The organism is Streptomyces albus subsp. albus (assembly GCF_000719865.1).
Taxonomy (GTDB): Bacteria; Actinomycetota; Actinomycetes; order Streptomycetales; family Streptomycetaceae; genus Streptomyces; species Streptomyces albus_E.
This window is the reverse complement of the sequence record NZ_JOID01000058.1, coordinates 1-12,971: the sequence shown is the minus strand read 5'-3', so window position 1 is coordinate 12,971 and position 12,971 is coordinate 1. Positions and strand designations below refer to the sequence as shown.

Below are 12,971 nucleotides of genomic sequence, written 5' to 3'. Positions count from 1 at the left end.
GAGCGGATCGACAAATCCCAAACAAGACAGTCGAGACGTCGGTCAGTCCGTGAGTCAGACCCGTCGGAGAAGCCACGTCACATCCTCACTGTCAGTCCTGGGCGGTGTGGGTGATGAAGTCTGTCCACGCGGTGGGGGAGAAGGCGAGCTCTGGGCTCTGCCGGTCCTTGGAGTCCCGGACGTGGACCGCCCGCGGGCCCTTCGCCACCTCGACACAGTCGTCACCGTCGGAACCGCTGTAGCTGCTCTTGAACCAGGCTCGTTCGTCAATGCCGGTCATAGCGCTCCCTGAACTTGCTTCAGCCCTGCGCGGTGTGGGTGACGAAGACGTTCCAGGTGGTGGGGGAGAAGGTGAGTTCGGGGCTCTGCCGGTCCTTGGAGTCCCGGACGTGGATCGCTTGCGGGCCCTTCGCCACCTCGACGCAGGCGTCACCCTGCGAGCCGCTGTAGCTGCTCTTGAACCAGGTCAGTTCGGACGTGGTCATAGCGCTCCTCGCAATCGCTTCAGCAGGCCCACGGAGTCCTCAGGGGGCAGGGCCTGTGAGCGAAGTTTCGCATACCGCTGCTGGAGCAGACTGATCTCTTTCGAATTGGAGATCACCGCCCATTCTGCTGTCCCTCCGAGTAGGCGAACCACCGGTTCTCGGACGTCTCTGCCAGCATGATCGGTCCGTCCATACCCGCGTGGGACGGCTGCCGCGTGGGCATCACCTGAAACTCCACGTTCCAGTTCTGCTCGATCAACTCCACCAGGTGGTCCAAGAGTTGCCGCGTCACCGCCTCCCCGCCGGTCCACCGCTCCAGTACGGCCTGCTCCACGATGAAGCTGAACGCCGTCGGCGGCTTGCGCGTGACCGCCAGCAACTCCTGCCGTGCGAGCCGTGCCGCGATTCGTTGTTCCAGAGCGTCCGGGTCGGGCAGCGGCGGCACGTCCAGCGACACCGCACGCGCGTACGCTTCCGTCTGCAATAGGCCGGGCACGACCCGGCATTCGTACGTGTACAGGCTGATCGCCTTCGTCTCCAGCCGGGCCCACTGCCGGAACCAACTCGCCAGACCCACATGCCGCGCCAGATGCGGAGCGGCCCGCCGCAGCGCCCCCGTGTTGCCGAGCACCTCCTCCGCCCGCTCCACGAAGGCGCGGTCCGGCATCCGGCGGCCCAGTTCGACCGAGGCGACTGTGTGCTTGGAGAAGCGGACCAGGGTGGCCAACTCCTCGCGGCTCAGACCCGCGTGCTCCCGCAGGGCCTGCACGACCGCCCCGAACGTGCGCATGCTGTCCGATGTCGCCGGCTCGACACAGACCGCCGTGTTCGTTTCCCCCGTCGCCCCTTCCCCGGCGTCGTCGTCCGTGTTCCCGTAGGACACCTCGGCCACCATCGGCCACCTCCCGCGCGCGTGCCACCCCGTACCGCTTCTGACTCGGCTCCATCGTCACGCCGAGTAACGCACGCTGTCCACCAATGGTGTGCGTACGCTGACGCTCAGTACGTATGCCGTCGCTCGTGAATGGTGTTAATCCGCTGCCAATTGGGGTGTATTCGCCGCCGACCGGCCCCGTGACCCGTCAAGGCATCGTAACCGTACGTGTGTTCATTCAGTGGTCCGCCGATGCGGGGACGGGGCATACCGGGGGCGGCCGGGGCCGGGTCACCCGGTGAACGTGCTCAAGCCCGTCGGCCGATGCGAACACCGAAGCGGGATGCGCCATGCTGAGAGCCGCCAAGGCTCTCAGACCTTGGTTATAACCTTCGCCGAGAGCCTTGGCTGTCAGATCCAGAGGCAATACGTGTTCCCCAACACGAGCAGACCCAGCGGCCCCAGGTTTCGTGACACGGGCGACGCTCAGCCGGGGCTCGCGGGTGTTCCGAAACCCAAGGGGCCAACGTCGGCCTATATGTCGGTCACGAACCACTGCCTGGTCGATGAACCGCGCAGATACAGATGTCGTCCCCGTCCAACGGGGCTTGCGTACCGCTTGAGCGGTGCGCCGTCTGGGCGAGTGAGCTGCGCTTCTTCGACCAGTAGGACTTCGTGTCCGGTCATGCGGCAGCGGTGGAGCCGGTCGTGCTGCCGGTTCCCGCCGAGCATCACGATCTCCTCCCCATGCACGGCCAGTCCACGGGGAGCGACCACGGGCGACGTCCGGATGCGGGTTCGCCCGTTCGTGCGGACTTCCAGCAGTGGGAAGGTCGGGTAATAGCTGGCCCAGGCCACACCGTCGTCGACGTTGAAGGCATAGATCGTGTCGATATATTCGACGCCCTCGGGAGCCGAGTATCGCCATTCCTGACGACCGCCACTGTCCCAGCGCACCAGGCCGGCGGCGCTGATGGGGTCGGCATAGACGCCTTCGTCGAAGTAGGCACTCCAGACATGGTTCCGTCGGTCCGCCAGCATGAACTCGATGGCATCCCCCATCTGGAAGGCGCGTCGGCGTCGGCCGTCTCGGCCGTATACCTGTGCGTTGCGCTCTCCCCGGGATACACGTCCTTGCACCAGAAGGAACCGCCCGTTGGGCAGGGCGTCCACGTCGCTGACCCGCACGCTCACGTCGTGCAGGGTACGTTCGCGTACGGTGCCGCCGTCGTCGATGACGAGAAGCGCGTCGTAGGGGTAGTTGCGGGGTCTGGGATACGAGCTTCCGTACGATCGCGGCTCAAGTTCCGCATCGGGGCAGATCAGCCAGAGAGCCCTGTCCCAGGCATCCACCGTGGTCGCCAGGACCCTCCGGTGGTCGTACTGCCGAGGCAACAGTGCGTGGGAACGCAGTGCCACCTTCCGCAAAAGATCACCTCACGGGCGAACGAACATGCCGCACCAATGTTCGCAGACACCCAGACCCATCATGTGTCGCCACCAGCTTCACAGGCTGCGGAGGTTAAAACTCAAGCTCAGTGCCTGTTCCTGAGGCCGACATGACATGACGCTTGAAAGCACGGTTCGTTGGATCTTCAAGGTTGTGAGGGCGATCGGGAGCGGCCAGGAACCGAACTGCTGCACCGCACGTCTCCCGCACCATGATCTCAAGCGAGCGCCAAGAGCACGCGATTTCCACCAAGCTGGTCTCGCCGTCCGCAGTGAGTGTGGATCCGTCGAAGACCAACGACTACGACAGCTTCGCCGAGGCGTACACGGCCGCAAACGAAACCAACCTGGTCAATGCCTACTACGAGCGGCCCGCGATGCTGGCCCTCGCTGGAGACGTGGCCGGTCGGCGGATCCTCGACGCGGGCTGCGGCTCGGGGGCCCTGTTTGCCGCGCTGCGCGACCGTGGCGCCATTGTGAGTGGCTTCGACACGAGTGCCGGGATGGTGGAGCTGGCTCGGCGGCGGCTCGGCGACGGTGCGGACCTGCAGGTGGCGGACCTGGGCAGCCTGCTTCCTTACGCTGATGACACGTTCGACGATGTAGCGGCGTCCCTGGTGCTGCACTACCTGGAGGACTGGGGGCCGGCGCTGGCCGAGCTGCGCCGCGTACTCAGGCCGGGCGGTCGGCTGATCGTGTCTGTCGACCATCCGTTTGCCGTCAACCTCATACACCGCGAGGCCGGTCGCGAGGCTGAGTGCAACTACTTCGACACCACCAACTGGACCGTGGAGTGGACCGTGGGCGGCCAGACCGCCCTGGTGAGCAGGTGGCACAGGCCGCTGCACGCGATGATCGAGGCTTTCATCGGGGCCGGTTTCCGGATCACGGTCATCAGCGAGCCGGATCCTGATCCCGCCGCCCGCGAGCTGTTCCCCGAGGCCATCGCGGCCATGCCGCGCTTCCTGTGCTTCCTGTTCTTCGTCTTGCAGGCGGGCTAGCGAGCTCGTGCATGGTTGGCGGTGAGGCGTCGAGGATCGCGATGGGGCTCGATGTTCACGTCTGCCGTGTCGACGTCGGGTCCGCGGTCTGCTGATGGGACAGCAGTGCGGCGACGGGTTGGACGGTGTGACTCATGTGCTCGCGGTGATCGAGGTGGCGGGTCAGAGCACGCCAGTTCTTGAGATGCGCGATGCCGTGCTCGACCCGGATACGCCGTGAGGTCCCGCCAACGGCAGTCGGTGGTTCCCGGCCGCCTGGTTCGCCGTCCGGGCGCCTGTACCGGGCCGGATCACTCCGCGACGGGCAGGCACTCGGCCAGCAGGCCGACGACGTCGCGCCAGGCCCGCTCCGCGTGCCGTGGGTGGTGGCCGACCCCGGGCAGCACGGTCTGGTCGACTGTCGGATGGTGGAAGGCGTGCAGGGCGCCGCCGTAGACCACGAGGCGCCAGTCGACGCCCGCGGCCTGCATCTCGGCGGCGAAGGCGTCGCGTTGCGCGGCGGGCATGATCGGGTCCTCCGATCCGACCCCGGCCCAGACGGGGCAGCGGATGCGCGCCGCCTCGCCCGGCCGCCCCGTGATCAGTCCGTTGACCGTCGCGATCGCGCGCAAGTCGACGCCGTCGCGGCCGAGTTCCAGCGCGATCGCGCCCCCGGTGCCGTAGCCGACGGCGGCGATCCGCCCCGGGTCGGTCCGCGGTTCGGCGCGCAGCACGTCGAGCGCCGCGTGCCCGATCTCCCGCATCCGGTCGGGGTCGGCGAGCAGCGGGGTCAGGCGTTCCAGCATCTCTTGAGGGTCGGTGAACCAGCGCCCGCCGTTGATGTCGAACGCCATTGCCACATAACCCAGTTCGGCGAGGGCGTCGGCCCGGCGGCGCTGGAAGTCGTTCAGGCCCGGCCCCTCGGGCCCGAGCAGGACCGCGGGACGGCGGCCGTCACCGTCCGGGAGCGCGAGGTGCCCGATCATCGTCAGGCCGTCGGCCGGGTAGGTGACCGTGCGCGTGGTGACCGTCGTCATGAGGCCCGACTGTAGTGATCGGCGAGTCCGGCCGGACCGGTGTTTCGCCGCCGGCGGAACCCTGGGCGACCTGCTGCCGGAGCGGCCCTCGACGCCGCCCGTCCCGGGCGGTGTGTCCGCGCCGCGCCGGCCGGGTCACCGGCTCATGCTCCCGCGCCGGTGAACGGGAACGGGCGTTCGCCCGTACCCCTTGGCGTATGCCTGCCGCCGGTTGCCGTCCGCCGGGACGCCGGCGCGGACAGGGACGCCCCGGAGACGGAGAGGGCACGTGCGAGACCACCCCGAGCAGTCACAGCGGCCCCGGCGCGGACGCACCCGCGGGCCCCGGCCCACAGCCCGCCTGGCGCGCGGCACCGTGTTCGCCGCGAGTTTGGTCCTCGTACCCCTGGTCACGGCATGCGGGGGCGGGGCGGACGACGCCGCGGTGACCAGCGGCTCGGCAAAGACCACCGGTGCCTCGGAGGCCGTATTCGTGGCTCCGGCGAAGGTCGAGGTGATCGCCGGGCTGACCGGGTGCAAGGCCAAGATCCGCCTGGAGGCGGACGAACTGCGCCAGGGCGTGTGCCACACACCGGAGGTCGACTACCTCATCACCACCTTCCCCAAGGAGGAGCACCAGCGGGCCTGGCTGGACTCCGCCGCCGTCTACGGGGGCGAATATCTGGTCGGCTCGCGCTGGATCGTCAGCGCGAAGAAGCCGGAGATGCTGGAGGAGTTCCGCGCCAAGCTCGGCGGAACGGTCCAGGAGTTGCGGGGCGGCAGGGGCCCGGCCTCCGCTCCGGGCACGCCGTAGCGGCCGTGCCGGTCTGACGGTCTGACGGCCTGCCTGTCTGCGGGCCGTCGGGTCCGTCCCGCCCGCTGCCCGCCCGTCATGGTCCCGGCCGGCATACGGGCTCGCCGGGCCGGCTTCACCGCGCCGCGCGCCGTCGGCCGCCTGCGACGCCGGACCCTGATGGCCGGCGCGGACCTCGCCCGGGCCGCCGTGGCGCTGATGATGCTGCGGTTGGCGGACCACGCCGCTGGCGGCGGTGTCGCATCGCGGCCTCTACGCTGTCCGCATGCCTGCTCGCGAGTCCTTGCCAACTGCACCCGGTGCGCATCTGCGGCCCCCGGACAGCGTGCGTCTCACCGAGGCGACCGAGGTGTTCGCGATGCTGTCCGACGTGACCCGGCTGCACCTGCTCTGGCTGATCGCGCAGGGGGAGTCGGACGTCGGCTCACTGGCCGAGCGGTGCGAGGCGTCCCGCACGGCGGTGAGCCAGCATCTGGCGAAGCTGCGGCTCGCAGGGCTGGTGGAGACGCGACGCGAGGGCCGGCACGTCTACTACAGCCTTCGCGACGGGCATCTCCGCCGGCTCGTGATGGAGGCGCTCAGCCACGCCGACCACCGGGTGAGCGGGCAGGCCCCGCACGACTGACCCGCAGCCGGCCGGGGCTGTCCCGGGTGTTCATCAGCGGGCTGGTCGTCCGGGATCTGGCCGGCACGCTCCCGCTGCCCCTGGCGTCGCCGGGCATGAGGGCTCCACTGTCATCGTCGGCCTCAACGGCCTGCGCCTGCTGACCGACGGCGCCCGGCACCGCGCCCGGTCCGCCTCAGGAACGGGTGGCGGTCCCGCAGCCCGCTTCGCCGGCTTCCCGCATGCGCGTGTCCATCGACGTGCTCCGGTCGTACGGGTCGACCTCGGGGCCGTCTCCCGCGCCCCCGCGCTCGTCGGCGAACTCCGGAACGAGATAGCCGGTGAAGGTGTCGCAGCCGCCGTTGGCGGTGTCCGCCGTGTAGGAGACGAGGGAGAACGTCCCCGGCTCGGTGACCACCTTCTCCGGGTCGTCCCAGCTCATCACGGTCTCGCGGCGCACGATGGTGCGCGCGACCTCGTCGCTCCCCTCCGCGGCGCGGACGACCGGATAGACGTACGTGACATCGGCGGTCACCTCGACCGCACCCCGCTCACCCTCCCGGTACGTGATCCGGCCCCGTGTCTTCACCACATCTCCGGCAAGACGGACTTCCGCCTTGTCGAAACGGCTGAACAGCATCCGGGGGTCGTTCTCGCGGCTGGGCGCGCGGAACGCGGCCGCCAAGTAGTCCTGGACGTCCTTCTGATGCGGATTGATCAGCGCGATCGCCTCGCGCGGCCGCTCCCCGCGCAGCACACCGGGATCCAGACTGGACGCCGCGAGGAAGTCCCGGGTCCGGTCGAGCGCCCGGGCGACCTCCTCCTTGCTCATCCAGCCGGTCGCCCGCGCCGCCGGCATGCTGATCCCCGCCGTCCCGTCACCCCACCGCGCCGCGGGCGAACCCCTGAACGGCTCCTCCAACGTGGGCCGTTGATGTGCCGCCTCCGTCGCCGGCGGCTGGTCCGGACGGGCCGTCTCCGCGGCGAGCGGCGCGCTTCCGCCGCCTCCGCCGCCGGCGAACAACCCGGCCACCCACCCCGGGAACAGCGCCACGACCAGCAGGCCGGCTGCGGCCAGCAGGCCGACCACGTACCAGCCCTTGCCACCGCGTCGCGGCTGCGGCTGCTGATAAGTCCGCCACCCTTCGGGCGGGTGCGGCTGCTCCTGAAGCCGCCGCGTCACCATGCGGGCCCGTGCCGACGGCTCCTTGGGCGCGCTCCGCGTCCCGTCCCGGGCCTCTCGGAGGAAGCGCTCCCACTCCTCGTCCGGTATGGATGTCCCGCCCTCGCTCACGACGCTTGCCCTCCCCTGGCACCCGGCCCCTCCCCAGGGCCGCTCACGGTCCGTGCATCATCACACGGGCCAACCGCCGTGCTTCTCCGGGGGTTTGGCCGGGGTCGTGACGCGCCGTCCGCTGGAGGGAAGTTCCCTCGATGCCGCACGGCAGGCTCCTGACGTCTCAGCGCCCGCCTCACCAACGCCCGCTCTCCGCGCAGCACTTCGCCCCGCCGAGCACCGGCTCGACGGGGCGAAGCGGCAGGGCCGCGAGCGACGGGCGGCGTCCGTGACCGCTGTCCGGCCGCCGAACGCGCGCCCTGCTCACAGCGGGGGCGTCAGCCCCGTGGCTGGAACGTCACCTCGCTCACGCCCCAGAGGAACTCTCCGCCCAGCGGGTTCTCCGGCCATGCGGCACGGAGGTTCCGGACGAGGAACTCCACCATCCCGCAGTCGTAGCGGCTCCACAGGGAGCCGTTGCGCTGGTAGACCACGACCGGCCACGTGGCGGGATCGTCGTCCGAGGCGTCCCAGCACAGCATGTCCGCGGTGGCGTCGACCCCCCAGGTGATCAGGGCGGGGGACGCGCCCTCCAGTTCGGGTGTCTTCTCCTCCGTCTCCCAGTCGGCCTCGGCGTTCGCGACTCGATCACCATGCCGTCCCGTGGCGCCTGGTCCAGCGGGACTTTCGGCTCCGGCCTCCCGATCGACAGGTAGTTCTGCACGGCACCGGGTCCGTAGACCTCCATGAAGTGCCGGTAGTCGGGCGGGAACGGCTTGCCCCAGGACGTGGTGAGGGCGGCCCAGTCGACCCTCGCGCCTCCCTCCGCCGGCGGCGGCATGAACCGTCGTAGGGCGTCCAGGTCGGTCGGCTCACTCATCGGTACCTCGCTCTGTGGTCCTGTCAGCAGCAAGGTGCCCATTCTCCGGTGTGATGAGCGGGCAGTGCAGCGCGACGGCCACGACGGCCGGTGTGTCACGAGGTTGCGGATGACGGCCGAGCGGGTCGGGTCCGCGCGTTTGCCGCCGCGGAGGAGGCTCGGCGGACCGGCGCGGCGGCGTACGGTGGCGGCGTGGCGAACCAAGACCTGGGACGGACCCTGCGCCGCTTGCGCCGCCTGGCCTCGCTGACGCAGGAAGAGCTGGCCGGGCGCTCCGGCGTTTCCGTCGATGTGATCCGTCAGCTCGAACAAGGACGCAAGCACTCGGCACGCCTGCCCACGCTCCACGCGCTGGCGGACGGTCTCGGCGTGGAACTGACCACGCTCCTCGGCGACCCGCCCGCTGTCTCGGACACGGGCGAGAACGACGGACCCCGCTTCGTCGCCGTACGCCGCGCCATCATGCCCGCCCTCTGGAGCCCCGAGCCGGGGCCGCCGGAGCCCGGCTTCTCCCTCGACCGGCTGCGCGAGCGCATCGCGGACAGCTGGACGCACTACCACGCCGCCGAGTTCGACACGGTGATGAAGACCCTGCCGGACTTGATCACGGACGCGCGTGCCGCCGCCTCCAGTGACGCCGATGACCGCGGGGCCGGTTTCGCGGCGCTGGGCAAAGCACTTCAGCTCGCCGGCCACGTCGCCGTACGGATGGGCAAGACGGACCTCGCCCTGGCGAGCCTGGAGCGCGCGGCGGATGCCGCGGAACGGTCCTGCGACCCGTTGCTGCTCGCGATGGTCGTCAACTCCACAGCGTGGACCTACCAGCGGCAAGGACGGCTGGAGGACGCGCTGAGCATCGCCCTTCGTGCCGCCGGCGACTTGGCGGACGCCGGTCGTACCGCCACGGCCGACGGCCTGAAGGTGTGGGGCGCGCTGACCATGAGCGCCGCCACATCGGCCGCGCGGAGCGGTGACTACGAACGTGCGGCGGAGATGATGGCAGCCGCCGAGAAGGAAGCCGCCCGCGTCCCGAAGCTGCCCGACAGCGGCGACAATCGCATGGTCAGCGTCTTCAGCCCGTCGTCGGTCCGCATCGAACGCGTCCGGCTCGCGGTGCAGTTCGGGCATCCCCACGAGGCCCTGAAACTGGCCAAGGGCATGAGGCTGAGCAAGGACACCCCGCCGTCGTGGAGGACGTGGCTGCTGCTGGACGTGGCCAGGGCGCACACGGACACCGGAGACGCCGCCGGGGCGGTGAAGACGCTGGAGTCCCTGCGCCGGGTGGCACCCACCTGGATGCGGCACCACACCCTGGCCGTCGCCATCGTGCGCGACCTGTGGGCCCTCCCCAACCACCCGCCCGGTCTGCGTCCGCTGGCGGAGTTCCTGGGGATCGACGCATAACGTCGCGAAAGTGGGATGTCACGTCCCTGGTGACATGTCCGGTAGGTCGGTTGCACGAGCGGACAGCGCCCCGGCAGCCGTGCAGTGGCCCCGGGGCGGAGCCGAGTTGAGAGAGCGGACCGACATGCCGCAATCAGTGACGTGGGCGCGTCCCACTGGCTGCCCCGGATACAGCGAGACTCTGCCGTGCGAGCCGAAGAGCGCGGCCGCCGCCCGGCGCCTGGTGCGCGCCGCACTCGCCGCCTGGGGGATGGAGGATCTGGCCGACGACGGGGTCCTGGTCGTTTCCGAGCTGGTGTCCAACGCGGTCCGGCACGCGCGAAGCCATGCCATCCGGGTCACCGTAACCCGGCCGGGGCCGACGCGGGTGCGTATCGGCGTCGTGGACAAGTCGGCGCGAACGCCGGTGGTCAGGGAGCCGGGGGACGAGGACGAAGGCGGGCGCGGCCTCGCACTCGTGGGAGCACTGGCGGAGGACTGGGGCACAGACACGCTGCCGTGGGGCAAGCGGGTGTGGGCGCAACTGCGGGGGCAGGACCACGGATGATGTGCGAACCGAGCTGCTGGGCGGGTGACTTGGGTCCACGAGGACGTTCGGCCGACGTGGTCATGGACGGCTCGGTCGCCCGGTTCGCGGTGTGAGGTTCTCTTCGCCGGACCAGCAGTTCCTTCCGGCCCCGGACAGCCGTGGCCATGACCCGGGCTGTCCACGGCCCCGGCCGCGTCACCCGCCCCCGCCCGGCCGTTGCCAGTGCGGGGCGCGGGCGGGGATGCGGGGCAGCGTGGACCGCACGCGGCCGAAGCGGTCGTCCTGCCGTTCCCAGGAGGCGTGGGCGGCGTCGATCTCGGCGCGGGTCCGGCCGACGAAGTTCCACCACATGACGATGGGTTCCTCGAAGGGCTCGCCGCCGAGCAGCAGCGCGCGGGCCGGTTCCCGTACGTCCAGGCGGAGTTCGTCGCGGCCGCGGCCGAGGTAGCCGAGCTTGCCCGGGGGCAGCGGCCGTCCGTGGACGGCCAGTTCCCCTTCGAGGACCACGACCGCGTACTCGAAGGCGGGCAGCAGCGGCACGGTCGCGGACCGGTGCAGGTCCAGGTCCACCCCGACCAGCGGGGTGTCGTGCCGGGCCGGGCTGGTGAGACCGGCGAAATCCCCGACCAGCACGGTCGCCGTGCCGCCGGCGAGGTCGCTCCGCGGCAGCTCGGCATGGTGCTCGAACGCCGGGTCGCCGTGCCGGGTTGCCTCGGGCAGTGCCACCCAGAGCTGAATGCCCTCCAGGGTGCCGCGGTAGTGGCCGGTGGCCTCCTCGGCGTGCGCGACGGCGCGGCCGGCGGTCATCAGGTTGAGCTGCCCGGGTTTGATGACCTGTTCGGAGCCGAGGCTGTCGCGGTGCAGCACCTCCCCGTCGGTGAGCCAGGTGACGGTCTGCAGGCCGATGTGCGGGTGCGGGCCGATGTCGAGACCGCTGTTCTCCGTGACGTCGGCCGGGCCCATGTGGTCGGCGAAGCACCAGGCGCCGACGGTGCGCCGGCCCCTGCGCGGCAGGGCGCGGCGGACGGGGAAGCGCCCGACGCGGGCCTCGCGGCTGTCGGTCACCTCCACGCACGGGGCCGTGGGATGGCCGGTGTCGGCCTCGGTGGGGGGCGCGTCCACCGCGCCGACCGGTCCGCTCATGGCAACTCCTCGTCTCCGTGCTCCGTGCCCCCGTGTTCCGCGCCGGCCGGCCGGGCCGTCGGCGGGTGATGGCGACGGCGGGCCCCTCGGACCGCCGAGCCGGCCGCCCGGCGGGCGGTGGCACACCTCTGGCGCACCAGCATTCCGGAGACTTCCGCGCGGGTCACCTTCTCGGCGCCGAAGCGGTGGCCCGGCGGGCCCGGCGGGCCGCTGTCCGCAGCGCCCTGCCGCTGGCTGGACCCGGTACGCCCCGCCCTGGCGCCCGGTGCGCCGGGTCCCCGGCGGGGGCCGGGCTCGGCCGTGCGACGGGCCTTCCCCCGGACCGGCGTCCGCGCTGCGTCCGGGAGGCCGGTGGCGACCGGCCCGCCTCGGTCCGCGGGCCCTCCTCGGGCCCGCCGGGGCGCCGCGCGGGCCGCGGGCCGGCTCCGTCCGGGACCGGTTCGTACGGGACCGGCTCCGGACGGGATGCCGGTGCCCCGGGGCCGGTGGATGCCAGGCCGGTTCCGGACGGCGGCCGGCCCCCGTCACGTCCGGGTTTCGGCCGGTACCTCCGCTATCCGCCTACCGGGCGGTATGTCCATCGCTGGAAGGGAGTTGGGGCTTCGCCGCACCCCGCTCTGCGACCGTACGCCTCCGATGCGTGAAATTCCACCTGCCCGAAGACCTCCCCGAACCACTCGAATGGGGGTACGGTACGACCTCGATCATTCAAGCCAAACATGTGAAGCCACTGCCGATATGGCAGTGGAGAGGAGTGGTGTGCCCCGTGCCCACTGATTACGCCTGCCAGGCAGCGGCGGAGCGGGCCGCTCGAGGGATCACCCCCGTCCGGGACATACTGGTGCCGCTCCGGCCCCAGCAGCAGCAGGAGGAAGTGCCCGTCGTCCTCCGTTCGTACCTGGGGGTTCAGTCCAACGGCGGTCCGAACGGCGGTGGCCCCCCCGCTCATCCGCCCGTCAGCACGAACATGGGGGCGGCCGTCCTCCTGGTCTTCCTCGACGGACTGCGCTCGGAGATGTCCGGAGTGCTCTCCGAGTGGTACGCGGATCTCGCCGTCCGCCTGCCCCAGACCCTCGGCGCGCCGGCCGCGCAGGGCCAGGCCCCCGCCCGCCAGACGGGTGGCTGGCAGACCATGGCCGACCTGCAGAACAGCGCCCAGGAGGTGCTGACGGACCTGTCCGGCCGCGCCCGCGGCGGACCGGGCGCGCTCAACGTGCGGCTCGCGCTCGTCGAGGACACCCTCTCCGGGGCGCTGCGCCGGATGAACGTCCCCGCCGACATCGCCATCGGCTCGGCCGGTGAACTCGTGGTCGCCGCGGGCTCGCTCTTCGGTCTGCAGACGCGCCCGGCGCCGCCCATCCAGACCTCCTATCAGCAGCCGCTCGAACGGCGCTGAGCCGGCGCGCCGCACCGTCCCGCCCGTTATGTTTTTCGCGGTCCTGCAAGAGGGCCGCTGGCCTCCGGGCCCGGCATGACTGTGTCCCCCTGTCGATGGGATGACCTGGGGGGTGGTGTCA

Annotated in this window: 15 protein-coding genes and 1 pseudogene; 7 read left to right on the top strand and 9 right to left on the bottom strand. The window is 71.0% G+C overall.

All coding sequences use genetic code 11. The features are described 5' to 3' along the window. Nucleotides 1-91: 91 nt before the first annotated feature. From IF83_RS0129175 to IF83_RS0129160, 4 genes and pseudogenes are all read right to left on the bottom strand, one after another. Entirely contained in the window at nt 92-280 is a 189-nt protein-coding gene (locus IF83_RS0129175) for a DUF397 domain-containing protein (RefSeq protein ID WP_030549320.1), read from the bottom strand. Nucleotides 281-299: 19 nt separating this feature from the next. Then, nucleotides 300-485, bottom strand: a complete 186-nt coding sequence (locus IF83_RS0129170; RefSeq protein ID WP_030549318.1) for a DUF397 domain-containing protein — start codon at nt 483-485, stop codon at nt 300-302. Next, a pseudogene (locus IF83_RS30850) lies at nt 482-1,368 on the bottom strand (helix-turn-helix domain-containing protein). The gene IF83_RS0129170 and the pseudogene IF83_RS30850 overlap by 4 nt, the downstream one beginning before the upstream one ends. Nucleotides 1,369-1,893: 525 nt before the next feature. Next, nucleotides 1,894-2,712 (bottom strand): hypothetical protein, encoded by an 819-nt coding sequence (locus IF83_RS0129160; protein ID WP_244177258.1) that lies wholly within the window; start codon nt 2,710-2,712, stop codon nt 1,894-1,896. Nucleotides 2,713-3,020: 308 nt separating this feature from the next. On the opposite strand from IF83_RS0129160, the gene IF83_RS0129155 reads away from it, so the two are divergent. Together IF83_RS0129155 and IF83_RS35395 are read left to right on the top strand one after the other, a co-directional pair. Beyond that, nucleotides 3,021-3,809 (top strand): class I SAM-dependent methyltransferase, encoded by a 789-nt coding sequence (locus IF83_RS0129155; protein WP_030549313.1) that lies wholly within the window; start codon nt 3,021-3,023, stop codon nt 3,807-3,809. Nucleotides 3,810-3,903: 94 nt separating this feature from the next. Then, nucleotides 3,904-4,029: a hypothetical protein gene (locus tag IF83_RS35395; RefSeq protein WP_279617239.1), complete on the top strand. Its 126-nt coding sequence runs from the start codon at nt 3,904-3,906 to the stop codon at nt 4,027-4,029. A 70-nt stretch (nt 4,030-4,099) separates the two neighbouring features. Here the strand turns inward: IF83_RS35395 and IF83_RS0129145 are convergent, their stop codons facing one another. Further along, a complete protein-coding gene (locus IF83_RS0129145) occupies nt 4,100-4,825 on the bottom strand; it encodes a dienelactone hydrolase family protein (RefSeq protein ID WP_030549311.1) in 726 nt (241 codons plus the stop codon). A gap of 370 nt (nt 4,826-5,195) precedes the next feature. On the opposite strand from IF83_RS0129145, the gene IF83_RS0129140 reads away from it, so the two are divergent. Beyond that, entirely contained in the window at nt 5,196-5,618 is a 423-nt protein-coding gene (locus tag IF83_RS0129140) for a hypothetical protein (RefSeq protein ID WP_347877136.1), read from the top strand. A 265-nt stretch (nt 5,619-5,883) separates the two neighbouring features. Continuing rightward, nucleotides 5,884-6,243, top strand: coding sequence for an ArsR/SmtB family transcription factor (locus IF83_RS0129135; protein WP_030549308.1), 360 nt, complete (start codon nt 5,884-5,886; stop codon nt 6,241-6,243). A gap of 175 nt (nt 6,244-6,418) precedes the next feature. Here the strand turns inward: IF83_RS0129135 and IF83_RS0129130 are convergent, their stop codons facing one another. The 3 genes from IF83_RS0129130 to IF83_RS0129120 form a co-directional block, all read right to left on the bottom strand. Next, entirely contained in the window at nt 6,419-7,516 is a 1,098-nt protein-coding gene (locus tag IF83_RS0129130) for a hypothetical protein (protein WP_030549306.1), read from the bottom strand. A gap of 320 nt (nt 7,517-7,836) precedes the next feature. After that, the gene (locus IF83_RS30845) at nt 7,837-8,040 is read right to left on the bottom strand and encodes a hypothetical protein (protein ID WP_030549303.1); all 204 of its coding nucleotides are present in this window, start codon (nt 8,038-8,040) and stop codon (nt 7,837-7,839) included. A 29-nt stretch (nt 8,041-8,069) separates the two neighbouring features. After that, nucleotides 8,070-8,378 carry a hypothetical protein gene (locus IF83_RS0129120; protein WP_030549302.1) on the bottom strand — a complete coding sequence of 103 codons (309 nt, stop codon included), beginning with the start codon at nt 8,376-8,378 and terminating at the stop codon, nt 8,070-8,072. 192 nt (nt 8,379-8,570) lie between these two features. Here IF83_RS0129120 and IF83_RS0129115 point away from each other — a divergent pair, with 192 nt between their 5' ends. Further along, nucleotides 8,571-9,782: a helix-turn-helix transcriptional regulator gene (locus IF83_RS0129115; protein WP_030549301.1), complete on the top strand. Its 1,212-nt coding sequence runs from the start codon at nt 8,571-8,573 to the stop codon at nt 9,780-9,782. A gap of 124 nt (nt 9,783-9,906) precedes the next feature. Continuing rightward, complete coding sequence (locus tag IF83_RS0129110) at nt 9,907-10,329, top strand: ATP-binding protein (RefSeq protein ID WP_030549300.1); 423 nt, start codon at nt 9,907-9,909, stop codon at nt 10,327-10,329. Nucleotides 10,330-10,506: 177 nt separating this feature from the next. Here the strand turns inward: IF83_RS0129110 and IF83_RS0129105 are convergent, their stop codons facing one another. After that, the gene (locus tag IF83_RS0129105) at nt 10,507-11,454 is read right to left on the bottom strand and encodes a pirin family protein (protein ID WP_051723525.1); all 948 of its coding nucleotides are present in this window, start codon (nt 11,452-11,454) and stop codon (nt 10,507-10,509) included. A 766-nt stretch (nt 11,455-12,220) separates the two neighbouring features. On the opposite strand from IF83_RS0129105, the gene IF83_RS0129100 reads away from it, so the two are divergent. Beyond that, nucleotides 12,221-12,850 carry a hypothetical protein gene (locus IF83_RS0129100; RefSeq protein ID WP_158711131.1) on the top strand — a complete coding sequence of 210 codons (630 nt, stop codon included), beginning with the start codon at nt 12,221-12,223 and terminating at the stop codon, nt 12,848-12,850. Nucleotides 12,851-12,971 lie beyond the last annotated feature (121 nt).